The organism is Craurococcus roseus, assembly GCF_039523795.1.
Lineage (GTDB): Bacteria > Pseudomonadota > Alphaproteobacteria > Acetobacterales > Acetobacteraceae > Craurococcus > Craurococcus roseus.
This window is the reverse complement of the sequence record NZ_BAAAFZ010000008.1, coordinates 280,149-304,267: the sequence shown is the minus strand read 5'-3', so window position 1 is coordinate 304,267 and position 24,119 is coordinate 280,149. Positions and strand designations below refer to the sequence as shown.

General features: G+C 71.8%; 18 protein-coding genes. 9 read left to right on the top strand and 9 right to left on the bottom strand.

The window, feature by feature from the left end:
- Position 1 precedes the first annotated feature (1 nt).
- A complete protein-coding gene (locus ABD067_RS04370) occupies positions 2–217 on the top strand; it encodes a (2Fe-2S)-binding protein (RefSeq protein ID WP_343893942.1) in 216 nt (71 codons plus the stop codon).
- 55 nt (positions 218–272) lie between these two features.
- The gene (gene bfr / locus ABD067_RS04365; RefSeq protein ID WP_343893941.1) at positions 273–785 is read left to right on the top strand and encodes a bacterioferritin; all 513 of its coding nucleotides are present in this window, start codon (positions 273–275) and stop codon (positions 783–785) included.
- 12 nt (positions 786–797) lie between these two features.
- Here bfr and ABD067_RS04360 read toward each other — a convergent pair whose 3' ends face one another.
- Together ABD067_RS04360 and ABD067_RS04355 are read right to left on the bottom strand one after the other, a co-directional pair.
- On the bottom strand, positions 798–2,324 hold the full coding sequence (locus ABD067_RS04360) for a GH3 family domain-containing protein (RefSeq protein WP_343893940.1): 1,527 nt from the start codon (positions 2,322–2,324) through the stop codon (positions 798–800).
- Positions 2,321–4,513, bottom strand: coding sequence for a penicillin acylase family protein (locus ABD067_RS04355; protein WP_343893939.1), 2,193 nt, complete (start codon positions 4,511–4,513; stop codon positions 2,321–2,323). The genes ABD067_RS04360 and ABD067_RS04355 overlap by 4 nt, the downstream gene beginning before the upstream one ends.
- 431 nt (positions 4,514–4,944) lie before the next feature.
- On the opposite strand from ABD067_RS04355, the gene dnaG reads away from it, so the two are divergent.
- The 5 genes from dnaG (at position 4,945) to ABD067_RS04330 (ending at position 15,015) form a co-directional block, all read left to right on the top strand.
- Positions 4,945–6,738 (top strand): DNA primase, encoded by a 1,794-nt coding sequence (gene dnaG / locus ABD067_RS04350; RefSeq protein WP_343893938.1) that lies wholly within the window; start codon positions 4,945–4,947, stop codon positions 6,736–6,738.
- 129 nt (positions 6,739–6,867) lie between these two features.
- On the top strand, positions 6,868–8,781 hold the full coding sequence (rpoD, locus tag ABD067_RS04345) for an RNA polymerase sigma factor RpoD (RefSeq protein WP_343893937.1): 1,914 nt from the start codon (positions 6,868–6,870) through the stop codon (positions 8,779–8,781).
- A 59-nt stretch (positions 8,782–8,840) separates the two neighbouring features.
- Entirely contained in the window at positions 8,841–9,362 is a 522-nt protein-coding gene (locus ABD067_RS04340; RefSeq protein WP_343894179.1) for a GNAT family N-acetyltransferase, read from the top strand.
- Between the two features lie 137 nt (positions 9,363–9,499).
- Positions 9,500–11,842, top strand: a complete 2,343-nt coding sequence (locus ABD067_RS04335) for a DUF4214 domain-containing protein (RefSeq protein WP_343893936.1) — start codon at positions 9,500–9,502, stop codon at positions 11,840–11,842.
- Between the two features lie 242 nt (positions 11,843–12,084).
- Positions 12,085–15,015 (top strand): DUF4214 domain-containing protein, encoded by a 2,931-nt coding sequence (locus ABD067_RS04330; protein WP_343893935.1) that lies wholly within the window; start codon positions 12,085–12,087, stop codon positions 15,013–15,015.
- 82 nt (positions 15,016–15,097) lie between these two features.
- Here the strand turns inward: ABD067_RS04330 and ABD067_RS04325 are convergent, their stop codons facing one another.
- The 5 genes from ABD067_RS04325 to ABD067_RS04305 all read right to left on the bottom strand — a co-directional run bounded on the left by ABD067_RS04325 (position 15,098) and on the right by ABD067_RS04305 (position 20,345).
- Positions 15,098–16,666: a GMC family oxidoreductase gene (locus ABD067_RS04325; RefSeq protein WP_343893934.1), complete on the bottom strand. Its 1,569-nt coding sequence runs from the start codon at positions 16,664–16,666 to the stop codon at positions 15,098–15,100.
- Positions 16,667–16,681: 15 nt separating this feature from the next.
- Entirely contained in the window at positions 16,682–17,236 is a 555-nt protein-coding gene (locus ABD067_RS04320) for a gluconate 2-dehydrogenase subunit 3 family protein (RefSeq protein WP_343893933.1), read from the bottom strand.
- A gap of 38 nt (positions 17,237–17,274) precedes the next feature.
- On the bottom strand, positions 17,275–17,670 hold the full coding sequence (locus tag ABD067_RS04315) for a VOC family protein (RefSeq protein ID WP_343893932.1): 396 nt from the start codon (positions 17,668–17,670) through the stop codon (positions 17,275–17,277).
- A gap of 109 nt (positions 17,671–17,779) precedes the next feature.
- Positions 17,780–18,085, bottom strand: a complete 306-nt coding sequence (locus ABD067_RS04310; protein WP_343893931.1) for a ribbon-helix-helix domain-containing protein — start codon at positions 18,083–18,085, stop codon at positions 17,780–17,782.
- A gap of 142 nt (positions 18,086–18,227) precedes the next feature.
- Positions 18,228–20,345 carry a sodium-translocating pyrophosphatase gene (locus tag ABD067_RS04305; protein ID WP_343893930.1) on the bottom strand — a complete coding sequence of 706 codons (2,118 nt, stop codon included), beginning with the start codon at positions 20,343–20,345 and terminating at the stop codon, positions 18,228–18,230.
- Positions 20,346–20,571: 226 nt separating this feature from the next.
- Here ABD067_RS04305 and ppa point away from each other — a divergent pair, with 226 nt between their 5' ends.
- Positions 20,572–21,147: an inorganic diphosphatase gene (gene ppa / locus ABD067_RS04300; RefSeq protein WP_343893929.1), complete on the top strand. Its 576-nt coding sequence runs from the start codon at positions 20,572–20,574 to the stop codon at positions 21,145–21,147.
- Here the strand turns inward: ppa and ABD067_RS04295 are convergent.
- Together ABD067_RS04295 and ABD067_RS26340 are read right to left on the bottom strand one after the other, a co-directional pair.
- The gene (locus ABD067_RS04295) at positions 21,065–22,411 is read right to left on the bottom strand and encodes an MFS transporter (protein WP_343893928.1); all 1,347 of its coding nucleotides are present in this window, start codon (positions 22,409–22,411) and stop codon (positions 21,065–21,067) included. The two genes, ppa and ABD067_RS04295, sit on opposite strands and share 83 nt — an antisense overlap.
- Positions 22,408–22,680 (bottom strand): DUF1127 domain-containing protein, encoded by a 273-nt coding sequence (locus tag ABD067_RS26340; RefSeq protein ID WP_408871504.1) that lies wholly within the window; start codon positions 22,678–22,680, stop codon positions 22,408–22,410. The genes ABD067_RS04295 and ABD067_RS26340 overlap by 4 nt, the downstream gene beginning before the upstream one ends.
- A gap of 223 nt (positions 22,681–22,903) precedes the next feature.
- Between ABD067_RS26340 and ABD067_RS04290 the strand changes: the two genes are divergently transcribed.
- Entirely contained in the window at positions 22,904–24,082 is a 1,179-nt protein-coding gene (locus ABD067_RS04290; RefSeq protein ID WP_343893927.1) for an E22 family MetX-like putative esterase, read from the top strand.
- Positions 24,083–24,119 lie beyond the last annotated feature (37 nt).

Here is a 24,119-nt window from a genome sequence, read left to right as displayed (position 1 = left end):
GATGTACATCTGCCTCTGCAACGCGCTGACCGACAAGCAGGTCCGCCAAGCGGTCGCCGACGGCGCCTGCCGCCCGCGAGACATCTACGGCGCCTGCGGGTGCCGCGCCCAGTGCAGCTCCTGCGCCCGGGCGATGGTGGCGGCCATCCGGGACGCCGCGGCGGCCTGGGCGCCGCCGCCCGGCCGACCCAAGGGGGAGCCCGTCCCCGCCCCTTGACCGCGGGGCGCGGTCGGCCGCGAATGGCGCCCGTCCAACCGGGAGACGGGCCGTCATGGCGTTGCGCGATCCGAAGGTCGTCGAACACCTGAACACCCAGCTCACCAACGAGCTGACCGCGGTCAACCAGTACTTCCTGCACGCCCGCACGCTCCGCCATTGGGGCGTGACCCTCCTCGCCAAGAAGGAGTACGAGGAGAGCATCGAGGAGATGCACCACGCCGACTGGCTGATCGAGCGCATCCTGTTCCTCGGCGGCCTGCCCAACGTGCAGCGGCTGAACCAGGTGCTGGTCGGGCAGAGCGTGAGGGAGGTCCTCGAAGCCGACCTCAAGCTGGAAGAGAAGGCGCTGACCGACCTTCGCGCCGGCATCGCCCATTGCGAGGAGGTCCGCGACTACGTCTCGCGCGACCTGCTCTTGCGCATCCTGGCGAACGAGGAGGAGCACGAGGACTTCCTCGACCGCCAGTTCGACCTCATCAAGCAGATCGGCATCGAGCGCTACATCCAGCTCAACAGCGCCCCGGCGCCGGACCAAGACGAGGAGACGGGCGCCAAAGGCGGCTGAGCCGCCCCGCCCTCATTTGCCGCCGCCGACGCCTCGCAACGCCGCCTCCGCCGTTGCGAAGCGCCCCGGGTCGGCGATGACGCGCGGCACCTTGTGCTGGCCGCCGAGCTTGCCCTGCGAGCGCATCCACGCCGCGAAGGCGCCCGGCGGCAGCAACACCACCTCGGGCGGGGCGAGTTGCGCGCCTCGCCGGTGCGCGGCGTAGTCGTCGTTGGCCTCCCGCAGCGCGAGATCCAGCGACTCGGCGAGCGACACCGCGGCGCCTGGGCCGGCGGGCGTCGTGGTCTCCACCAGCCAGCGGTGCCCGCCGCGCACGCCCTCGAACACCGGACCCACGGTGTACTCCGCCACCAGCAGGCCCTCCGCCGCCGCCGCGCCGAGCAGCGCCGCCTCGATCTCTTCGCCCGTCAGGTGCTCGCCGAAGGCCGAGAGCCCGTAGGCGGTGCGTCCCGTTACTAAGAGCCGCGGCGGCGAACGGTCCACGAAGCGCACCGTGTCGCCCAGCAGGTAGGACCAGAGCCCTGCGCAGGACGTCACCGCGACCGCGTAGTCCACCCCGGTCTCGACCGTTGCCGCCCAGTGCCGCGTCGGCGCTGGCGAGTCCAGCTCGCCCACCGGCACGAACTCGAAGAAGCAGCCGCGGTCCAGGTTGAGGCGCAGCCCTTCGCCCTCGCCGCGGTCGGCGATGGCGACGAAGCCCTCGCTCGCCGGGTACACCTCGCGCGTGTCGCAGCCGCCCGGAGGCAGAAAGGGCGCGAGCCGGTCCCGGTAGGGCGCCCAGGCCACGCCGCCGTGGACCAGCAGCTCCAGCCCGGGCAGGGGCGGGGAGCCGTGCCGCGCCGCCAGCCGCTCCAAGAGCACGAGCAGCCAGGAGGGCGTGCCGGTCAACACGCGGATGGCGGCCGCCGGCGTTTCCTCCGCCAGCGCCGTCAGCTTGGCGTCCCAGTTGGCCATCAAGGCGAGCCGGCGAGGCGGCCAGCTCCAGGCGCCGAGGAAGCCCGGCACCTCCGCCGCGGCGATGCCCGACAGGTCGCCCTGCCGCACGCCCGGCGCCACCCGCTCCAGCGCCGTGGAGCCGCCGAGCATGAAGGACAGCCCGCCGAAGACGCGGCTCCGCGGGCGGGCGGCGAGGTGCCACGCCAAGGTGTCCAGCCCCGCGCCGCGGTTCGCCCGCACCATCGGCCGCGTCACCGGAAGGTACTTGGTGGTGCCCGATGTGGTGCCCGAGGACAGCGCGAGGTACGGCACCCGCCCCGGCCAGGTGGCGTCCACCAGCACCGGCGCCGTGGGGCGCCACCACTGTTCCCAGAACTGCTCGTAGCGCCGGAGCGGCACGCGCGCCTGGTACGAGGTGATGCTGTCGACGGAGCCGAAGCCGTGCGCCCGGCCGAAGCGCGTCCGGGCGGCGCGGCGCACGAGGCGGAGCAGCAAGGAGCGCTGCGCCTCCGCAGGGTCCAGCGCCTTGATCCGCGCCAGCCGCCGCCCCGCCACCGCGCGCAGCAGCGGCGTGGCGTCGAAGGGGGCGTTCCGCCGGCTCATCGCGGCGACAGCACCGTGGCGCGCGGGAATTCGGCCGCCACCGTGGCCGGCCGCAGCGGCACGCGGATGCCGCGGCCCTCGCGCCAGAGCGGCACCTGGTCCGCGAAGGCCGCGCTGCCGAGCCAGCCGTCCTGGCCGCCGAACAGCGTGAACCAATTGGCGTCCGGGTCGGCGAGGTCGGACACGAACCGCGCCATGGAGCCGAAGCTCACCTCGTGCGGGCCGGACACCAACCCGTGCCCGGTCTTCATCGGCGTCTCCCGCGAGCCGCCGACCGGGTAGGTGCCGAACACGAAGCGGCGGCCCACCACCGGCGCGTTGACCAGCCAATGCGCCGCCCGCAGCCGGTGGACCTCGCCCCAGGTCCGGTACCGGGCGGCGAGCGGCGCCGCCTCCGCCGCCGCGGCCCGCAGCGCCGCCTCCCGCCGCTCCGGCGGCAGGGCGTCGAGGTCGCGCAGCGCGAAGGTGGTCAAGAAATTCCAGCCGGTCTCGGCGCCGCGCCCGCCCCCGCTGCGGCCCTCCGGCAGCAACGCCGGCACCAGCTTGCCGAGCAGCAGCTCGAACACCAGCGCCGCCTCGCTGTTCTCCGCGTAGTCGCCGTCCCAGCCGCGCAACCGCGCCAGCATCGCCGGCTCCGGCGGGCCGCCCGGCAGCGCGTCGAACCGCGCCAGCAGCCCGGCGGCGAGGGCGGCGGCCTTGGGGGCGCGCGTGTCCATCTGCAACGCCGCCATGTCCGCCGGCGTCAGCTTCGGCTTGGCCAGCAGCAACTGGCGCAGCCGCTCCACCCTGTCGCCGTCGCTGAAGAACCAACCGATCGGCGGCGGGTCCTCCGCCCAGGTGTTCGGGTTCTCGTTGGCGGAAGCGATCACGCCCTCCGGCGGGTTCTCCAGCCGCGGCAGGTCGCGCGCGTCGCGCAGCCGGTCCCAGGGCGCCGTCGCGGCGGGGTCGTTCCCGTCCAACACCGGGCCGTCCGCCGGGAAGCCGGCGCGGCCGGGCAGCACGGCGGCGGTGACGCGGCCGATGGTGCCGGCGCGGTCGGCGTAGAGCATGTTCTGCGGTGACACGCCGAAGCGCGCGAAGCTCTCGCGGAACGCTTCCGCGTCCGGGGCCCGGACGGCGCGCAACAGGGCGGTGATCTCGTCCGTCGGCTCGTGCCCGGCCCAGCGGAGCGCCAGCGCCTCGCCGTTCCGCGAAGGCACCGGCGGCGCGTCCGTCACCACCGGCCCGAGCGTCGTGGTCCGCACCTTGCGCCGCGCGCGGAACCACAGGCGCTGCCGGATCACCGTCTCGCTCTCCGCGAAGGCCGAAGGCGGCAGCCGCGAAACGTCGAACAGGTCGGAAGAGGCGGCGCGCAGGTTGGTCCCGCCCCAGGCGACGCCGGGGTTGCGGCCGAGGCCGATGATGGGCAGCCCCGGCACCATCATCCCGACCGCGTGGAAGGAGGGCGAGCGCATCCCGGCGACCAGCCACAGGTTCGGCAGGGACAGGCCGAGGTGCGGGTCGGAGGCCAGCAGCGCCCCGCCGGACGCGCTGCGGGAGGGCGCCACCGCCACCGCGTTGCTGCCGCTCCGCGAGACCCCGGCCAGGATGGACCCCAGCGCCGCGCGCTTGGGGTCGGCGCCGGCGTGCTCGGCCGGGTCGGCCAAGCCCGCCCCGGCCTCCAGCGTCCGCCGCCACAGCCGCGTGAAACCCGGGTTGCCGCGCTCCGCCAGCAGGGAAAAGTAAGCGAGCCAGTTTATGTCGGTGCCCGCCAGCCGCCCGACCGCGAGCATGTCGGCCACGGTGAAGGGCTCGGGCGAAAGGCCGAGCAGCCCGAACTCCGGCGGCCGCCGGCCGCGGAGCAGCGCGTGGTTCAGCCCGGCCAGGAAGGCGTGGACGAACTCCTGCGTCTCCGCCGGCCACGCCGCCTCGATCGCCGGCGCCGCCCGGCCGAAGTCGAGGACGCGGAGCGCGTGGTCGATGTCGCGGGCGAAAGGGCCGGCCATCTCGGACAGGCGCCCGCGCGCCACCATCCGCAGCAGCGAAACCTGGGCGCCGCGCAGGTGGCCGTGGACCAGGCCGAGGGCGAAGGCGAGGTCCGCGTCCGTCTCCGCCTCGATCCAAGGGACCAAGTGGTCGTTCCAGCGGACGGTGACGGGACGCCGGAGGTCGAGCCCGGCGCGCGGCAGATCGGCGAGCCGCCGGTCCACGCCCGCCTCCCGGGGCGCCAGCGCGGCGCACCCCGGCAAGGTCGCCGCCACCGCTCCCAGGAGAAGCGCCCGGAGCCGTTTACCACCCTTCCGCCGTCCCCCGCCGCCGTTGCTCGCCGCCACGCCCGCCCCGCTTCCGTTGCCCGCCGCGGGACAGGTTGCGCCCCAAGGGCCGGGTACAAGGAGCGGAGGCGCGGCGGAAACGCTCGCCCCGCTGGAACGTAAAGGGTACGCTGGGCCCGCCAACGCCCGAGTCGCGCCTTCCGGCGGCGGCCAGGGCGGGCAAGGAAGCGGGATGGCGCTATAGTAAGATGGTAAGGAGATAAGGCAGGCGGCAAGGAAACGGCGCCACACCCGGCCCCCAATCGGCCCCGCGCCGGCCGGGCCCGGTTGTGGAGCGACCGCCGCGACCGCTACCGTCGCCGGAACAGATGGCCCTGCCCCCCGCCTTCCTGGACGAGCTGCGCGCGCGCACCCCGCTCCACGGCCTGATCGGCCGGAAGGTCCGGCTGAACCGGAACGGCCGCCAATGGAAGGGCTGCTGCCCCTTCCACAACGAGAAGACGCCGAGCTTCTACGTCTACGACGACCACTTCCACTGCTTCGGCTGCGGCGCCCACGGCGACGCAATCGCCTTCCTCATGCGCGCCGAAGGCGCCTCCTTCCCGGAAGCGGTGGAGCGCCTCGCGTCCGAAGCCGGGCTGGAAGTCCCCAAGCCCACCCGGGAAGCCCAGGCCCGCGAACGGCGCCAGCGCGACCTCCACGGCGTCCTCCTCGCCGCCGAAGCCAACTTCCGTGCCCGCCTCCACCGCCCGGAAGGCCGCGCCGCCTTGGACTATCTCCGCGGCCGAGGCCTCACGGACGAGACCATCGCCCGCTTCGGCCTCGGCTGGTCGGGCGAGGGCAGGGGGGCGCTCGCCGCCGAACTCAAGGCGGCGGAAGGGATCGAGCCGGCGCAGCTCGCCGAGGCCGGCCTGCTGAAGCCGAGAGAGGGGAATGGCGGCGGCTACAACGACTTCTTCTTCAACCGCGTCATGTTCCCCATCCGCGACCGGCGCGGGCGGACCATCTCCTTCGGCGGGCGCGTCCTCGGCGACGGCCAGCCCAAGTACGTCAACGGCCCCGAAACGGCGCTGTTCCAGAAGCGCCGCGGCCTCTACGGCCTGGACCTCGCCCGCGAAGCGGCCTTCCGCGGCGCCGCGGTGGTCGCCGTCGAAGGCTACATGGACGTCATCGCCCTGCACCAGGGCGGTTTCGGCGGCGCCGTCGCCCCGCTCGGCACAGCGTTGACGGCCGAGCAGTTGGGCGAGCTGTGGCAACTCTCGCCCGAGCCGGTGCTCTGCTTCGACGGCGACGCCGCCGGCGCCCGCGCCGCCGCCCGCGCCGCGGAGATCGCCCTGCCCCTGCTCGCCCCCGAGCGCACGCTGCGCTTGGCCACGCTGCCCAACGGCGAGGACCCCGACACGCTGCTCGCCAAGGGCGGTCCGGGGGCGGTGCGGGCGGTGCTGGCGGGCGCGAAGCCCCTCTCGACCGCGCTCTACGACCTGCTGGCCGAGGGCCGCCCCGCCGCCACGCCGGAGCAGCGCGCCGCGCTCCGCGCCCGGCTGGAAACGGCGGCGCGCGCCATCACCGACAAGGCGCTGGCGTCGGAATACCGCCGGGCGCTGCTCGACCGCTTCTTCGAGGCGAGTCGCAAGAAAAATTTCAGAGTGGCTGTCAAGCCACAACGTGCGGCGGTGGACCCCCCTGCGATCCGCTCCGAACGGGCCCGGAATCTGCTCGCGATCCTGTTAAAGAACCCGGTAATCATACCGGAAATAGAGGAATCCCTGGCGGGCATTGACCTCCCCGAAGGCCACCCCGAGACCCTTCGCGCCGCCCTACTCGCCTGGTTCGCTCGCGCAGATGTGCTTGACTCAACATTGCTCCTGGATCAACTCGCGTCTTCGAGAGCAGGCGAGGCGGTCACATGGGCTCTGCGTGGACCGGGATTGGCCAAGGAAGCGCGGCCGGACGCACAACCGGCGGAAGCACTGGCCGCGTGGTGGCACTTTTTCGCCCTCCTGAGGGGCGAAGCCGAATTGTCCGAAGATTGCGCCCGGGCGGAGCGCCTCTTGGCCGTGACCAACGATCCCGCGGCGGAGCGGCGCCTGAAGCACCTCACGGAGGCGCGACTAGCGCTTCGCGGCGGCGAAATCGGCCTGGGGACGGGCGCGGACCCATGAACAAAACCGCTCGCTACCCATTCGACGAGAGACGGAGCGCACAGACCGAACGGTACGGCGTTTAGCAAACGGTAACCAGCACGAGGCGCAGGGGGCGTTGCGGCGCCCGCGTCGGCAGTGGAGCACGGCATGGCTAGCAAGCTCGCGAACGGCACCGACATGGTCGAAAGCCGCGACGACGTGGTGGACGGGGCGCTCCTCGACACCATGAGCTCCGCGATCAAGAAGCTGATCGCCCGGGGCAAGGAACGCAGCTACGTCACGGTGGACGAGCTCAACGCGGCGTTGCCCTCCGAACAGGTCTCCTCCGAGATGATCGAGGACACCATGGCGATGCTGAGCGACATCGGCATCAACGTGGTGGACTCCGAGGAGGGCGAGGACGGCGGCGACGCGCCCAAAGGCGCCGCCAAGTCCGAGGACGACGAGGAAGAGTCCGGTGGCAACGTGGACGAGGCCAACCTCGGCCGCACGGACGACCCGGTGCGCATGTACCTGCGCGAGATGGGCACGGTCGAGCTGCTCTCGCGCGAGGGCGAGATCGCGATCGCCAAGCGCATCGAGGCCGGCCGGGACATGATGATCGGCGGGCTCTGCGAGAGCACGCAGACCTTCAAGGCCATCATCGCTTGGCACGAGGCGGTCAAGGACGGCCGCATGCTGCTGCGCGACGTGATCGACCTGGAGGCCACCGCTTCCGCCGACACACCGGAGCCGCCGGCCCAGCCCGACCCGGAGGAGGAGTTCGAGGAGGGCGAGGAGGGCGAAGCTCCCGGCCTTTCCCTGTCGGCCCTCGAAGAAAAGCTGAAGCCCGAGGCCTTCGCCGCCTTCGAGGCGATCGAGGCGCTGTACGGCGGCTTCGCCGAGCTTTCCGCCCGGCGCATGGAAGCCTACGTCGCCGGCGAGGCGCTCGGGCCGGAGGACGAGAAGGCGTACGACAACCAGCGCCAGGATTTGGTGGCCGCCGTGCAGAAGGTCCACCTGCACAACAACCGCATCGAAGAACTGGTGGAGCAGCTCAAGGCGCTGAACCGCAAGCTCACCGCGCTGGAAGGCCAGGTGCTGCGCTTGGCCGAGGCCAACAAGGTGAAGCGCGAGGAGTTCCTCCAGCACTGGCGCGGCCACGAACTGGACCCGGCTTGGTTCGACCGCCTGGAGAAGCTGCCCGGCAAGGGGTGGAAGACGTTCGTCGCCTGCTCCCGCGGCGACGCGGAGGCCGTGCGGGCGCAGATGGCGCGCATCGCGCAGGACACCAGCCTGCCGGTCGGCGAGTTCCGCCGCGTCTACGCCACGGTGAGCCGCGGCGAGCGCGACATGAACCAGGCGAAGAAGGAGATGATCGAGGCGAACCTGCGCCTCGTGATCTCCATCGCCAAGAAGTACACCAACCGCGGCCTGCAATTCCTGGACCTGATCCAGGAAGGCAACATCGGTCTGATGAAGGCGGTGGACAAGTTCGAGTACCGTCGCGGCTACAAATTCTCCACCTACGCGACGTGGTGGATACGCCAGGCCATCACGCGGAGCATCGCGGACCAGGCGCGGACCATCCGCATCCCGGTCCACATGATCGAGACCATCAACAAGCTGGTCCGCACCTCGCGGCAGATGCTGCACGAGATCGGGCGCGAGCCGCAACCGGAGGAGCTGGCCGAGAAGCTCGGCATGCCGCTCGAGAAGGTGCGGAAGGTGCTGAAGATCGCCAAGGAGCCGATCTCGCTCGAGACGCCGATCGGCGACGAGGAGGACAGCCACCTCGGCGACTTCATCGAGGACAAGGCCGCGATCATCCCGCTCGACGCCGCCATCCAGTCCAACCTGCGCGAAGCGACGACGCGCGTGCTCTCCTCCTTGACGCCGCGCGAGGAGCGGGTGCTCCGTATGCGCTTCGGCATCGGCATGAACACCGACCACACGCTGGAGGAGGTGGGGCAGCAGTTCAACGTGACGCGCGAGCGCATCCGCCAGATCGAGGCCAAGGCGCTGCGCAAGCTGAAGCACCCGAGCCGCAGCCGGAAGCTGCGCTCCTTCCTGGACAGTTGAGCGTGGATTTCGCGGCGGAACCGGCAACGCCGGTCGCCGTCGAAGTGACCTTCCTCCGGATGGACCGGCCGCCGGAGGGCCCCCGTCCGCCATCGCCGCCCGGCGCGGCGGTGGTGGTCGCGGAGCGATGCACGGTGGGCTTCTACCGCTACCTCTACGACGGCGTCGGCCGCCGCCATGTGTGGTGGCTGCGGCGGACGCTCACCGACGAGCAACTCGCGGGCATCCTCGCCGATCCGGTGAACAGCGTGCATGTGCTGATGCACCAAGGGGAGCCGGCCGGCTTTTACGAGCTGGACCGGCGCAACCGGCCGGTGGTGAACCTTTCCTACTTCGGCCTCCTGCCGCACGCGATCGGGCGGGGCATGGGGCGCGCGCTGCTGCGCCACGCGGTGGAAGCGGCCTGGGCCGGCGGCACGCGGGCGGTGACGGTCAACACCTGCACCGCCGACCACCCGCGCGCGCTGCCGAACTACATCGCCGCGGGCTTCCGCCCGGTCAGGGCGGTGCGCGAGCTGTGGCAGGTGCCGGATCGGCTGGGCCTGCCAATACCGGAACGGTTGCAATTGGGTTCACGTTAAAGCCAGCAGTTGCGCTCATCGCGCGACCAGCAACTTTCTGGTAAGTGATGGCGGCGAGGGTCCGTGAGGCGTCCGCAGGCAAGCACTCCAAAAGGGGGCGCAGCCTCCGTCCGCGACGACCTGGAGCAGTCAATCGCATGGCCACCAACGTAGTCCTCAGCGGCACCCCCACCGAAGACGCAGCACTGAGCTACACTTTGGATCCCCCGGCGAGTGTCGCCACCTCCCAGGTGTGGGAGAGTTCCACCAACGGAACCGTGTGGACCCCCATCCCGGGCGCCACGGCCCCGACCTTCACCCCGGGCGACGACGAAGCCGGCAAGTCACTGCGCGTGGTCGTGCAGATCGATGAGGGCGGCACCCCGTCCACCGCGACGAGCGACGCGGCCGTGGTCGCCAACTTGAACGACCTGCCGACCGGCACCTTCACCATCACCGGCACGGCGACGCAGGGCGAGACGCTCACCTCGGCGGACCTCGTGAGCGACGCCGACGGCACCACGGGCGGCCGTACCTACCAGTGGGAGGTGCAGACCGCGCCCGACACATGGACCAAGATCGACGGCGCCACGGACTCGACCTTCACCCTTACGCAGGCCACGGTGGGCAAGTCGGTGCGGGCGGTGGTGAGCTTCACCGACGACAAGGGCACCCCGGAGTCGGTCAACAGCAACGCCATTGCGAACATCGCGGAAGCCAACATCGCGCCAGGCGGCAGCCTGACGGTCGAAGGCACGCTCAAGGTGGGCCAAACCGTCAACATGGCCGACCTCGTGTACGACGACGACGGCATCGCGCCGGACGGCCGCTCCTACCAGTGGCAGGTGCAGAACGCGAACGGCGATTGGGTCCCCCTCGAAGGCGCCTCGGGGAACCAGCCTTTCACCCTGACGGAGGCCCAGCTAGGCCGTCCGCTGCGCGCCGTGGTGAGCTTCACCGACGGCGACGGCAAGGCCGAGACCGTCCTGGGCACGCCGTCCGCGCCCGTCGCCGCCGCCGGCAACAGCGCGCCCACGGGCGTGCCCGTGCTGGGTTACGGCTCCGGCAACGCGCCGGTTGAGAACGCCGCCATCACGGTGGACGTCACGGCCGTGAAGGACGCCGACGGCGTGGGCACCTTCACCTACGCTTGGTCGCGGGAAGGCGCGAACGGCACCTGGAGCCCCATCGCGGGCGCCACCGGGGCGAGCTACACACCCGGCGACGCCGACGTCGGCGCCAAGCTCAAGGTCGAGGCGAGCTACACCGACGGCGGCGGCGCGAAGGAAGTCGTCACGGCGGAGACGGCCGCCGCGGTCGGCAACGTGAACGACGCCCCGACCGGCGCGATCGCGCTCTCCGGCCAAGCCGTGCGCGGCCAGGCGATAACCGCGTCCACGGAGTCGCTCGCCGACGCGGACGGGATCGGCCCGATCTCGCTGCAATGGGAGCGCGCGGACAGCAACGGCGGCTGGGCGCCCATCGCCGGCGCCACCGCTGCGGCCTACACGCCCGCGGAGGCCGACGTCGGGCTCGTCCTGCGCGCCGTCGCCACCTGGACCGACGGGCACGGGACCGACGAGAAGGTGGTCGCCGAAACCGGCGCGGTCGCCGCCGCCGGCAAGGCCATCGAACTGCCGCCGCCGGAGCCGGGCGAGACGCGGGAAAACGCCGCTGCGGACGAGTGGACCTCGACGGACCTCGCCAGGATGATCGCGGAGGGGGGCACCTTCGCCCCGCCGGTCGGCGTCGAAAGCGTCCAACTCGCCGACGGCGTCCTGTCCTTCGGGACGGGCACGACGGAGGCGTTCGTGGCACGCCTCTACCTCGGCCTGCTCGGGCGCGAAGGCGACGTGGAAGGCCTCGCCTTCACGGGTGAGGCGGCGCGGGACGGCTTCCCGAAGGCCGTCCTGGCGGACGTGTTCCTTTCCAGCGCCGAGTACAAGGCGCGCGTGGGGGACCAAACGGACGCCGAGTTCGTGCAGGGCCTCTACACCGCCTTCCTCGGCCGTGCCGGCGACGCTTCGGAGCGCGGCTTCTGGACCGACGCGCTGGACGGGGGCGTTTCCCGGGCCGGCGTCGCTTCCAGCATCGCGGGCAGCGCGGAATCCGGGAGCCACCTGCAGGCTTCCACGACGGGCGTGTTCGTCGCCGACGTGGAAAGCATCTACGCCCGCAGCCTTTACAACTGCTCCCTGGGCCGCGAGGCGGACGCCCCGGGCCTGCTCCACTGGTCGAATGTGCTGGAGCAAGGCATCGCCCTGCGTACCCTCGGCGACCAGTTCGACGAGTCGGCCGAGTTCAACGCGCGCCACGGCGCTTCGACGGACGGGGCGTTCGTCGAGAGCCTGTACCAAACCGGCATGGGCCGGCAGGCCGACGCGGCGGGGCTGGATTACTGGACCGGCTTCCTCGAGTCCGGCCAGATGGGGCGGGGCGAACTCGCCCTCGTCTTCTCGATGGCGCAGGAAGTCCGCAACGGCCTCGACTGGCCTCTCTGAGAACCGCGGCTGGACCAGCGAACGCGGGGGGCGGGCTTCGGCCCGCCCCCCGTCGCGTTTCGGCTGTGCGTCTCGCGGTTCCGGTCCGCCGCGCCGTGACCGACCGTCGCCAAAAGCGACGAACAGGCAGGTTTCTATACTCCGCGGTAACCCGGCTCCCGGATGCTTCGCGTGAAGCGGGAAAGTCGTGCTCCAAAGGGGAGGCCGACCCCCGCCTCCGGTGATCTGGAGCGGTGAGCTAGATGGCTTGGAATGTGACGCTGGACGGCGTGCCGACCGAAGACGCGACGCTGGGCTACAACTCCAACGCGCCGATGGAATGGGCCGTCATCGGCCAGCGATGGCAAGCCTCCGCCGACGGGATCACCTGGACCGACATCTCCGGTGCCACGCAGGAAACCTTCATCCCCAGCGACGCCGAGGCCGGCATGTCGCTGCGCGTCGTGGTGCTGTACGAAGATCAGTTCGGCGAGGGCCAAACGGCTTCCAGCGACGGCGAAGACGTCGTTAACGTCAACGATCTGCCGCAAGGCGACGTCACGATCGTAGGCACGGCCAGGCAGGGTGAGGCCCTGTTCGCGGTGGACGCCGTGGCCGACGACGACGGCACGCAGAACGCCGCCTTCAGCTACAGGTGGCAGGTGGAAACCGCGCCCGGCGCCTGGACCGACATCGCCGGCGCCACCGAGGTCTTCTTCAACCTGACGCAGGCCGAGGTGGGCCGCGCGGTGCGGGCGGTCGTGTCCTACATTGACGACCAGGGCACGCCGGAGACGGTCGCCAGCGCCCCGACCCTGGCGGTCGAGGACACCAACGACGCGCCGAATGGCAGCGTGACGCTCACCGGCTCGGCGCGGCAAGGCCAGACGCTCAGCCTGCTGGACGGCGTGACCGACGAGGACGGCATCGCTGCCGGCGCACGGGCCTACAAGTGGCAGGTGGGAAGCTCGCCCGGCGCCTGGGCCGACATCGCCGGCGCCAACGGCGCGACCTTCACGCTGACGCAGGCCGAGGTGGGCCACGCGGTCCGCGCGGTGCTGTCCTACACCGACGGTCTGGGCGCGGCCGGAACCGTGGAAAGCGAGCCGACCCTCGCGGTCGAGAACGTCGACGACGAGCCGGGCGGCGCCTTGGCCGTCGTCGGCACGGCCAAGCAGGGCGAGGTGTTGTCCCTGGTGGACACGGTGACCGACGCCGACGGGATGCAGAACGCGATCCGCGAGTACCAATGGCAGGTGCGCGACGGCGCCGGGGATTGGACGGACATCGCGGGCGCCACGGCCGCGACATTCAGCCTGACCCAGGCCGAAGTCGGCCGTTCGGTACGCGCGGTGCTGGCCTACCAAGACGATCACGGCCAGTGGGAAACGCCAGCCACCGGCGGCACGCCGCTGATCGAGAACGTCAACGACGAGCCGCAAGGTGCCGTGCTCGTCGCCGGCACGGCCCGGCAGGGCCAGACCCTAACCGCTGCGGCCAGCGTCACCGACGCCGACGGCTACCAAGCCGCGGACGGCACCTACAAATGGCAGGTGGCGGACGGCAACGGCGGCTGGACCGACATCGCCGGCGCCGCGGATGAAACCTTCACCCTCACGCAAGCCGAGGTCGGCCGCGCCGTGCGCGGGGTGGTCCGCTACATCGACGGCAACGGAACGCCCGAAACCTTCGCCAGCGCCGCGACCGCAGCGGTCGAGAACGCCGACGACGCGCCCGTGGGCGCGCCCGCTTTGCTCGCAGGCCCTGGCGGGGCGCCGGCCGAGGACGGCCCGGTCACGGTGAGTGTCGCAGGCGTCACCGACGCCGACGGCCTGGGCGCCTTCGCCTACGTCTGGTCACGCGAGGACGGGCAGGGCGGCTGGACGGTCATCCAGGGCGCCGACGGGGCCAGTTACTCCCCCGGCGACGCCGATGTCGGGGGCCGCCTCAAGGTCGAGGCGAGCTACACCGACGGCGGCGGCGCGGTGGAGCGCTTCACGCTGGTGACGGCCTCCGCGGTCGCCAACGCGAACGACGCCCCGACCGGCGCGGTCGCTTTGTCCGGCCGAACCGTGCGAGGCGAGACGGTCGCCGCTTCCACCTCACCGCTCGCCGACGCGGACGGGATCGGCCCGATCTCGCTGCGATGGGAGCGCGCGGACGGGGACGCCTGGACGCCCATCGCCGGCGCCACGGCCGCCGCCTACACATTCGGGCAGGCCGATGTGGGGCACGTCCTCCGCGTGGTCGCCACGTGGGCCGACGGGCACGGGACGGCCGAGACGGTGTCCGCCGAAACCGGCGTGGTCGCCGCGCGCGCCATCATGCTGCCGCCGCCGGAAAGCGGCGAGACCGAGCGGGACTCCGCCGCGGACGAGTGGACCTCGACGGACCTTGCCGGGATGATCGCCGACGGCGGCTCCTTCGCGCCGCCGGCCGGCGTGGAAAGCGTCCGGCTCGCCGACGGCGTCCTGTCCATCGGGACGGGCACCGCGGAAGCCTTCCTCGCGCGCCTCTACCTCGGCCTGCTCGGGCGCGGGGGCGACGTGGAGGGCTTGGCCCATGCCGGGCAGGCGTTGGAAGACGGCGCGTCACGGGCCGACTTGGCGCGCATGTTCCTCGCCAGCGGGGAGTACGGAGCGCGCCACGGGGAGCAGACGAACGCCGGGTTCGTGGAAGGCCTCTACACCGCCTTCCTCGGCCGCGGCGGCGACGCTTCGGAGCGCGGCTTCTGGACCGACGCGCTGGACGGGGGTCTTTCCCGGGCGGAGATCGCGGCCGCCATCGCCGGCAGCGGCGAAGCCAGAGGCCACATGCAGGCTTCCACGACGGGCGTGTTCGTCGCCGACGTGGAGGGCATCCAGGCGCGCAGCCTCTACCACTGCGCGCTCGGCCGCGAGGCGGACGCGCCGGGGCTGCTCCATTGGTCGAACCTCCTGGGGCAGGGCATCGACCTCCGGACACTCGGCGACGTGTTCGACGACTCGGCAGAGTTCGGGGCGCGCCACGGCGCGTCCTCGGACGAGGCGTTCGTCGAAAGCCTGTACCGGGACGGCGCCGGCCGCGGGGCGGACGCGGCGGGGCTCGACTTCTGGGTGGGCCTCCTCGCCTCGGGCGCCGTGGGCCGGGGCGAGGTCGCCCTGCACTTTTCCATGACGCAGGAGGCTCGCAACGACCTGGATTGGGCTCTCTGACGCCCGGGCCGGACGGACGAAAGGCGGGGGCGGGCTTCGGCCCGCCCCTTTCCCGCCTCTCGCGCACCCCGCGCCGGCGGGGCTACACCTCGCCGCGCGCCATGCGACCGGCCAGGTGCTCGGCCTGCCGGATGGCCAGCGCCACGATGGTCAGCGTCGGGTTGCACGCCGCGCCCGTCGTGAACTGGCTGCCGTCGGAGACGTAGAGGTTCGGCAGGTCGTGCGCCTTGCCGTTCCGGTCCACCACGCCGTCCCGGGCGTTCGCGCTCATGCGGTTGGTGCCCAGGTTGTGCGTGGAGGGGTAGGCGGTGGTGTGCATCACCCGCGTCGCGCCCACCGCGTCGTAGATGGCGCTGCCCTGGCGGTAGCCGTGCTCGCGCATGGCGGCGTCGTTCGGGTGGTCGTCGAAATGGACGTGGGCCACCGGCAGCCCGTACTGATCCTTGGCGGACTGGTCGAGGGTGATGCGGTTGCTCGCCTGCGGCATGTCCTCGCCCACGATCCACATGCCCGCCATGTGGTCGTAGCTGTCGAGCGCCGAGGTGAAGCCGCGCCCCCAGCCACCGGGGTCGAGGAAGGCGGCCATGAAGGGCAGGCCGAGCGAGAGCGTCTCCATCTCGTAGCCGCCGACGAAGCCGCGCGAGGGGTCGAAGCGGCTCTCGTCCTTGACCAGCCCGGCCATGGTGGTGCCGCGGTACATCCGCACCGGCTTCTCGAAGACGGCGTAGACGCTCGCGGTCAGGTGCCGCAGGTAGTTGCGCCCGACCTGGCCCGAGGAGTTGGCCATGCCGTCCGGGAACATGGAGGACGCGCTGTTGAGCAACAGGCGCGGACTCTCGATGGAGTTGCCAGCCACGCAGACCACCCTGGCCCTCTGCCGGTGGTGGTTGCCCTGGGCGTCGGCGTAGACCACCCCGGTCGCCTTGCCGCGCGCGTCGTGCTCGATCCGGAGCGCCATGGAGTCCGGCCGGACCTCCAAGTTGCCGGTCTCCTCGCCCGCCGGGATCTCGGTGTACGTGGTGGACCACTTGGCGCCCATCTTGCAGCCTTGAAAGCAGAAGCCGAGCTGCCGGCAGGAGGTGCGCCCGTCACGCGGTTCGCTGTTGATGGCCATGTTGCCGGTGGTGATGTCCTTGTAGCCGAGCTTGCGCGCCCCGGCCTCCATCACCTTGAAGTTGTTGCTGCCCGGCAGCCGCGCGATGCCGTGCGTCCCGCCGACGCCCATCTTGAGCTCGGCCCGGTCGTAGAAGGGCGCGATGTCGGCCAGCGTGATCGGCCAGTCCATGAGCTGCGCGCCGGAAAGCTCGCCGTAGGTGGTGCGGGCGCGGAATTCGTGCTCCTGAAAGCGGATGGAGGCGCCGGCCCAGTGGACGGTGCTGCCGCCCACCGCCTTCACCACCCAGGCCGGCAGGTTCGGGAAGTCCCGGGCCACGCGCCAGGAGCCCGACGTCGTCCGCATGTCCTTCCAGGCGAGCTGGGCGAAGGAGGCCCATTCGTCGTTGATGTAATCGGAGGTCTCGTGGCGGCTGCCCGCCTCCAGCACCACCACCTTGACGCCCTTCTGCGCCAGCTCGTTGCCGAGCGTGCCGCCGCCGGCGCCGGAGCCCACGATGACGACGACGCCGTCGTCGTCCAGGTCGAACTTGGCCATGTCGCGCCCGCCCCCCTACGCCTGCGGCAGCCAGTCGATGTCGTTGAAGCCGCGCTCCAGGTAGCCGCCGTGCTCGAAGCTCGACCCCTCGTAGCCGAAGCGCGGCCACAGCTCCGGTTGGTTGTAGAACGACACCACGAGGTCGCTCCGCAGCGTCTGGAAGAAGGGCGTGCCGGTGATCGCCTCGATCAGCGGCAGCCGGTCCCGCTCCCAGTTGAGCGCGACGTAGCCGCCGCGGACGCCGAACCGCTCCGTCGCCGCCGTGTCGAGCTTCGCCACGCCGTCCTCCAGCATGGCGCGCAACGCGGCGTCCGGCCCGGCCTTCCCGTCGTAGGGCCGCACGGCGGCGACGTAGAAGCGGTCCGGCACCTTGTCGTGCGGGAAGATGTCGCGCGCCAGCTTGGCGAGCGCGACCATGGTGCCCGGCTTCAGGTTCACGGCCGCCTGCGCCCAGGCCGCGTCGGCGGCCAGCAGCCCGGCCGACCCCACGGCCGCCACCGGCGCGGCGGCCGCGGCGCCGCGCAGGAACACCCTGCGCGTCGCCCTGGCGCGCTTGTCCACGTCTCTCATCGAACGCCCCTCCGTTGTGTCTTCCGCTCCGCCGTTGCTCAGCGGTAGCGGCCCTGCCGTTGCAGCACCTCGATCAGGTAGCCGTCCGGGTCCTGCACGAAGAAGAACTTGGCCAGCGGCTTGCCGCCGTGCCCCATTTCCTTGACCGGCCGGGGCGACAGCCCTTCGCGCTCGAAGCGCGCGTGCTCGGCTTCGAGGTCGTCCACCGCCACCGCGAGATGGCCGTAGCCGTCGCCCAGGTCGTAGGGCTCCTTGCGGTCGTGGTTGACCGTCAGCTCCACTTCGAAATCCGCGTCTTGGTTGCGGAGATAAAGCAGCGTGAAGCCGTCGAAGGCGAAGCGGTCGGCCACCTCCAGCCCGAAGGCGGCTCGGTAGAAGCGCAAGGAGCGCTCCTCGTCCAAGACGCGGATCATGGTGTGGATGGCTTTTGCCACGGCTGGCTGCTCCCTTCCTCTTTGGCGGTCGAACGGGTCCGCCGTCACCGAGGGGCGGCGCTCCGTCAGGGCTGAAAGGGTAGGGAGCCGCCCGGAAGGGCGGGTAGTATTATGCTATCGCGGCCTCGCGCGGGGCTTCACGGCGGCGTGCGTGGTCTTGCTGCCGCAACCACACGGTGCAGGCCACGCGCAGCAGGGACGCGAAGTTGCCGACTTCGCCGCGCCGCTCCAGCACCTCGCCGTAAAGCGTCGAGGCGAAGCGGGCCACGGTGGTCCCTTCCGCCGCCGCGATGTCCTCCAGGACGTCCCAAAAGGCCGTTTCCAACCGGATGCTGGTGCAGTGGCCATTGAGCCGGACCGCCCGCGTCTCTTGCGCGTAGGTCTCGGGCTCCTGGGACGCGTACAGGTTGCACATGAATGGACGCTCGCCTCCGCCGGGCGGGACCGCTGCGGGTCCCTTGCCCCGCCGTCCATGTGCGCCGCCCCGCGCGGAGCGCAACCGGGGCGCGTGCGAAAAGGGCGGGCCCCGCTCCGGCCCGCCCTTCCCCCTCAACAGGTCAGGAGTGCGCCAGCACCGCCAGCAGCAGCAGCGCCACGATGTTGGTGATCTTGATCATCGGGTTCACCGCCGGCCCCGCCGTGTCCTTGTAAGGGTCGCCCACCGTGTCGCCGGTGACGGCGGCCTTGTGGGCCTCCGAGCCCTTGCCGCCGTGGTGGCCGTCCTCGATGTACTTCTTGGCGTTGTCCCACGCCCCGCCGCCGGTGGTCATGGAGACCGCGACGAAGAAGCCGGTGACGATCACGCCGAGCAGCATCGCGCCCAGCGCCGAGAAGGCCGCGGCCTTGCCCGCGATGAGCAGCACGCCGAAGTACACCACCAGCGGCGCCAGCACCGGCAGCAGGGACGGGATGATCATCTCCCGGATCGCCGCCTTGGTCAGCAGGTCCACCGCGCGGGCGTAGTCCGGCCGGTCGGTGCCCTGCATGATGCCGGGCTTCTCGCGGAACTGCCGCCGCACCTCCTCCACCACGCTCATCGCCGCCCGGCCCACCGCCGTCATCGCCATGCCGCCGAACAGGAAGGGCAAGAGCCCGCCGAACAGCAGCCCGACCACGACATAGGGATCGGCCAACGAGAAGGTGAGCGGCGGGATGCCTGCGAAGTACGGGTAGGTCGCCGCGTTGGCCTGGAAATAAGCGAGATCCTGCGTGTAGGCGGCGAACAGCACCAGCGCGCCGAGGCCCGCTGAGCCGATGGCGTAGCCCTTGGTGACGGCCTTGGTGGTGTTGCCCACCGCGTCCAGCGCGTCCGTGGTGTGGCGGATCTCGGCGGGCATGCCCGACATTTCGGCGATGCCGCCGGCGTTGTCCGTCACCGGCCCGAAGGCGTCCAGCGCCACCACCATGCCGGCCAGCGCCAGCATGGTCGTCACCGCGATGGCGATGCCGTAGAGCCCGGCGAGGTTGAAGGAGATCAGCACCCCGAAGATGATGATGAGCGCCGGGATCGCCGTGCTCTCCATGCTGACGGCGAGGCCGCGGATCACGTTGGTGCCGTGCCCCGTCACCGAGCTCTCGGCGATGGCCTGCACGGGCCGGAAGTTGGTGCCGGTGTAGTATTCCGTCACCCACACGATCAGCCCCGTCACCGCGAGGCCGACGACGCCGCAGAGGAACAGCGAGAAAGGCGAGAAGCTCACCCCGCCGGCGGAGATCGGCCCGGAGCCGAAGACCAGGTAGGTCAGCGGCAGCAGCGCCACCAGCGAGAGCGCCCCGGTGACGGCGAAGCCCCGGTACATCGCCCCCATGATGGAGTTGTTGGCCGGCAGCTTCACGAAGTAGGTGCCGGCGATGGAGGTGATGACGCACACCGCGCCGATCGCCAGCGGGTAGAGCATGCCCGCGCTGATCCAGTCGGCCGGGAAGGCGATGGCGGCCAGCACCATGGTCGCCACCATGGTCACGGCGTAGGTCTCGAACAGGTCCGCCGCCATGCCGGCGCAGTCGCCGACGTTGTCGCCCACGTTGTCGGCGATGGTGGCGGGGTTGCGGGGGTCGTCCTCGGGGATGCCGGCTTCGACCTTGCCCACCATGTCGCCGCCGACGTCGGCGCCCTTGGTGAAGATGCCGCCGCCCAGCCGCGCGAAGATGGAGATGAGGGAGGCGCCGAAGCCGAGCGCGACGAGCGCGTCGATCACCGTGCGGTCGTTGGGCGCGTAGCCGCCGAGCGAGGTCAGGATGAAGAAGTAGACGGCGACGCCGAGCAAGGCGAGGCCGGCGACGAGCATCCCGGTGATGGCGCCCGACTTGAACGCCACGTCGAGGCCGGCGGCGAGGGACTGGGTCGAGGCCTGCGCGGTGCGGACGTTGGCGCGGACCGAGACGTTCATGCCGATGAAGCCCGCCGCGGCCGAGAGCACCGCGCCGATCAGGAAGCCGATCGCCACCGCGATGCCCAGGAAGATCGCCACCAGCACGAACAGCACTGCGCCGACGATCCCGATGGTGGTGTACTGCCGCCGGAGGTAGGCGGAGGCGCCCTCCTCGATCGCCTTGGCGATCTCCTGCATGCGGGCGGTGCCCGCGTTGAGCGCCAAGACCTGGCGCCCGGTGACCACGCCGTAGGCGATGGAGGCCGCCCCCAGCAGGATCACCAGCAACAAGGATAACGTCATCGGATGTTAAGCCCCCCTCGTGTCCGCGCGGTAACCGTTGCGGAACCGGCGCCACGTCATTGTGAAGGGCGGCAAGCTAAGCTGGGCAGGCCGCGCCCGCAACGGCGCGTGGCCCGGCCGTTGTGCGTTCGGGCCGCGCTGTGGCGCCGCGGGGCGGGTTCTGTTACTCGCCTCGGCCCGGCGGCGCCACAGCGCCCGTTAGCCCAGCACCTCCCGGAGTTTCCCCATGCGCCTCGACGCCATCCCCATCGGCAAGAACCCGCCCGAGGACGTCAACGTCGTCGTCGAGGTCGCCATCGGCGGCGAGCCCATCAAGTACGAGATGAACAAGGAGGCCGGCACGCTGGTCGTTGACCGCTTCCTGTACACGCCGATGCGCTACCCCGGGAACTACGGCTTCGTGCCGCACACCCTGTCGGAGGACGGCGACCCGATCGACGTGCTGATCGCCAACACGCGCCCCATCGTGCCGGGCGCGGTGATCAACGTGCGGCCGGTCGGCGTCTTCAAGATGGAGGACGACGGCGGCGGCGACGAGAAGATCATCGCCGTGCCGGCGCCGAAGCTCACGCGGCGCTACGAGCACATCAAGAATTACACCGACATGCCGCCCATCACGCTGGAGCAGATCCAGCACTTCTTCGAGCACTACAAGGACCTCGAGCCCGGCAAGTGGGTGAAGGTCATCGGGTGGGGCGACGCCGCCGAAGCGCGACGGCTCATCCAAGAGGCGATCGAGCGGGCGAAGGCGAAGGGCGAGGGCGAAGGCGTGTCGGCCCTCGAACCGTCCAGGGGCCGCTAGGCCGGCCCCGCCCGAGGAGGAGCACCGCGGCCGCCGCGGCCTGCAACCCTGCCGCCACCAGGAACACCGCGGGCGCCGCGCCTTCCGCGGCACCGGGCGCGGCGGGCAGCAGGTCCCGCAAAGCGCCGAAGGCGGCGGGCGCGAAGGCGTAGGCCGCTTGGCTGCATGCCGTCACCAGCGCGACGACCCGCGCCGTGTCCGCGTGCGCGAAGTCCCGCTGCGCGATCAGTGGCGGCAGCGAGGTGGCGTTGCCGATCCCCAGGCCGAACAGCGCCACGCCGAGCAGCAGGGTCGGCACGTCCGCGCCGCCCGCCGCGAAGAACGCCAAGCAGCCGCAGATCTGCAAACCGTAGTTGGCCGCCGCGGCCCGCCGCCGGTCGGCATCCGGCGGCAGCAGCCAGCCAAGGCCGGTGCGCCCTGCGATGGCGCAGGCCGTCGCCAGCCCGGCGGCGAACCCGGCGAACTGCGCGCCCAGCGCCGGCACGAGCAAGGAGAACAGGTGCGCGATCAGGCCGACCTGCGCGAACAGGCCGATGGAGGTCGCCGCGGCGAGCGTGGCGAAGCGCGGGTCGCGCCACAGCAGGGCGCCGGGCAGCGCCGCCGTTTGCGGGACGGGCCGCGCGGTGCCGGCCGCTGGCGGCGCGCCGCCGTCGGGCTCCAACCCCATCGCCGCCGGCGTCCGGGCGAGGAACCGCGCCGACAGCCACCACAGCGCCAAGACCATGGCCCCGCCCACCAGCGCCGCCGCGCCCGGGAAGCCGACCGCCGCGATCAGCGCCACCCAGAGCGGCGACAGGAGCACGCCTCCGACGCTCGCGCCGTTGTAGGCGGTGGAGAGCGCCGCCGGGCGGCGGCGGTCGAACCAGGGCGCCACCATGGCGTTGATCGCCGCCGCGCCCGTCGCGGCCCAGCCGAAGGCGCTGAGCGGCGTGGCGGCGAAGAGCTGCCACGGCTCCCGCGCCAGCGCCCAACCGAGCACGCCCAGCGCCGCCGCCACCCCGCCCGCTCGGGTGATGGCAGCGAGGCCGAAGCGGCGGTGCAGGTACGCCAGATTGGCGACCGCGAGCGCCCCGAGCAGGAAGTGGCAAGTGACGGCCGCCGACACCAGCCACACCGGCCAGCCGCGCGCCTCGCGGATCGCATGCAGGAACACCGGCGGCCCGTAGAACCCGACGCCCCAGCCGAACACGGCGATGGCGAAGGCGGCCCAGGCCACCCGCCAACCGAAGAACACCGCCGGCCGCTCCGCGGCGCCGGCGCTCACGCGCGGCGACCCGCGCGGAAGGCACCCGGCGGAGGGGCGGCGCGCAACCCCGTCCGGCCGCGCCCCGGTGGCGAAGCGAGAGGAGTCCCGAGCGTGACGTCGCCGCGCGTCAGGCCCACGTCGCGGAGCAGCCGGTCGTCGAGTTCTACCAAGCTCCGTCGGTCCTGTGCCCACCGCAATGCGCGCGCTATCGGGCCTTCGCGCGCGGGTCCGGCCGCGGGAGCCGTGCGCGGCTCCCGGGGCGAAGATCGGTGTCGAGGAGGGTTCATGGCAGGGCCCCGTGCGTTCCGTGCGCCGGGCAGTCTCCGCCGTTCGAGCGGCCCGATGCTGCGCGTCCGGACGAAGCATCGGCGCCTTCCGCCGTGCCACGATGCGCCGCCTCCGCTGGAAATAGCGGCGCGGAACCGCCGCGCTCCGCATTGCCGGCGCCGCCCGGAACCGGATATCGTCTTTCCGTCCGCCGGATCGGGCGACAGGGGAAGGGGAACGGCGATGACGCGCGGCGGTGTGCTGGCGGCGGCGGCGCTGCTGGCGCTGGGTCTATCCGGCGGAGCGGCGATGGCGCAGGATCAGGTGGAGAAGCGCGTCTTCGAGGCCGGGAGCTACCAGACCCGCGGCGGGGGCACGATCGCCAACGTCAGGATCGGCTACCAGACCATGGGTCGCCTGAACGACGCCGGTGACAACGCCGTGCTGATCGCCCACTTCTTTTCCGGCAACAGCCACGCCTTCGGCCGGCTCGGCGGCGCCACCGGGCCGGTCGGCTACTGGGACGCCATCATCGGCCCGGGCAAGCCGATCGACACCGACCGCTTCTTCGTCGTGTCCTCGGACACCCTGGTCAACGTCAACGTCGGCGACCCGAACACCACCACGACCGGCCCGGCCACCATAAACCCCGACACGGGCCGCCCTTACGGCATGGCCTTCCCCGTCGTGTCCATGCGCGACTTCGTGGAGGTGCAGAAGAAGCTGCTAGACAGCCTGGGCGTGAAGCGCCTCGCCCTCGTCGCCGGCCCGTCCAACGGCGGCCTCCAGGCCATCGAGTGGGCCGCCGCCTATCCGGAGATGGTGGAGCGCGTCATGCCGGTGATCGCCGGCGAGATCGACGCCTGGATGCAGGGCTGGCTCGACGTGTGGGAAGCGCCGATCCGCCTCGACCCGAACTGGCGCGAGGGCGACTACTACGCGCCCGGCCGCGAACCGCCGCTGCGCGGCTTGGCCGAAGCTTGGAAGATCGTGACTCTGCAAGCCAACGACCGGCCCTGGGCCCGGCAGTTCGAGCGCCGCATCCCGGAGGGGCAGGACCCCGCCAAGCGCATCGGCGACCGCTTCGAGGTGGAGCGGGCGCTCGACGCCACGGGCCAGGCGCGCGCCCGCACCTCGGACGCCAACTCCTTCCTCTACATGGTCCGCGCCAACCAACTCGCCTTGCGGGAGTACCCGAGCCTGGAAGCGGCGCTTTCCCGCAGCCAAGCGCGCTGGCTGGTGGTGCCTTCGCCGACCGATCGGGTGTTCCTGCGCGAAGGGGTGCAGGAGATGGTGGAGATCCTCCGCCGCGCCGGGCGGCCGGTGGAGGTCGTGGAGATCGGCGGCGAGCGCGGCCACCTGAACGGGGTGCTGAACGTGGCGCCGGTCGGCGAGCGGGTGCGGGCCTTCTTGGCGGATTGAGCCCGCGGGGCGCTTATACCGGTCCGCGTCGGAACTG

Excerpts from the sequence above, each read along its gene's own strand:
- ABD067_RS04370 (WP_343893942.1), top strand. The coding sequence starts at position 2 with ATGTACATCTGCCTCTGCAACGCGCTGACCGACAAGCAGGTCCGCCAA.
- bfr (WP_343893941.1), top strand. The coding sequence starts at position 273 with ATGGCGTTGCGCGATCCGAAGGTCGTCGAACACCTGAACACCCAGCTC.
- ABD067_RS04360 (WP_343893940.1), bottom strand. The coding sequence starts at position 2,324 with ATGAGCCGGCGGAACGCCCCCTTCGACGCCACGCCGCTGCTGCGCGCG.
- dnaG (WP_343893938.1), top strand. The coding sequence starts at position 4,945 with ATGGCCCTGCCCCCCGCCTTCCTGGACGAGCTGCGCGCGCGCACCCCG.
- rpoD (WP_343893937.1), top strand. The coding sequence starts at position 6,868 with ATGGCTAGCAAGCTCGCGAACGGCACCGACATGGTCGAAAGCCGCGAC.
- ABD067_RS04340 (WP_343894179.1), top strand. The coding sequence starts at position 8,841 with ATGGACCGGCCGCCGGAGGGCCCCCGTCCGCCATCGCCGCCCGGCGCG.
- ABD067_RS04335 (WP_343893936.1), top strand. The coding sequence starts at position 9,500 with ATGGCCACCAACGTAGTCCTCAGCGGCACCCCCACCGAAGACGCAGCA.
- ABD067_RS04330 (WP_343893935.1), top strand. The coding sequence starts at position 12,085 with ATGGCTTGGAATGTGACGCTGGACGGCGTGCCGACCGAAGACGCGACG.
- ABD067_RS04325 (WP_343893934.1), bottom strand. The coding sequence starts at position 16,666 with ATGGCCAAGTTCGACCTGGACGACGACGGCGTCGTCGTCATCGTGGGC.
- ABD067_RS04320 (WP_343893933.1), bottom strand. The coding sequence starts at position 17,236 with ATGAGAGACGTGGACAAGCGCGCCAGGGCGACGCGCAGGGTGTTCCTG.
- ABD067_RS04310 (WP_343893931.1), bottom strand. The coding sequence starts at position 18,085 with ATGTGCAACCTGTACGCGTCCCAGGAGCCCGAGACCTACGCGCAAGAG.
- ABD067_RS04305 (WP_343893930.1), bottom strand. The coding sequence starts at position 20,345 with ATGACGTTATCCTTGTTGCTGGTGATCCTGCTGGGGGCGGCCTCCATC.
- ppa (WP_343893929.1), top strand. The coding sequence starts at position 20,572 with ATGCGCCTCGACGCCATCCCCATCGGCAAGAACCCGCCCGAGGACGTC.
- ABD067_RS26340 (WP_408871504.1), bottom strand. The coding sequence starts at position 22,680 with ATGAACCCTCCTCGACACCGATCTTCGCCCCGGGAGCCGCGCACGGCT.
- ABD067_RS04290 (WP_343893927.1), top strand. The coding sequence starts at position 22,904 with ATGACGCGCGGCGGTGTGCTGGCGGCGGCGGCGCTGCTGGCGCTGGGT.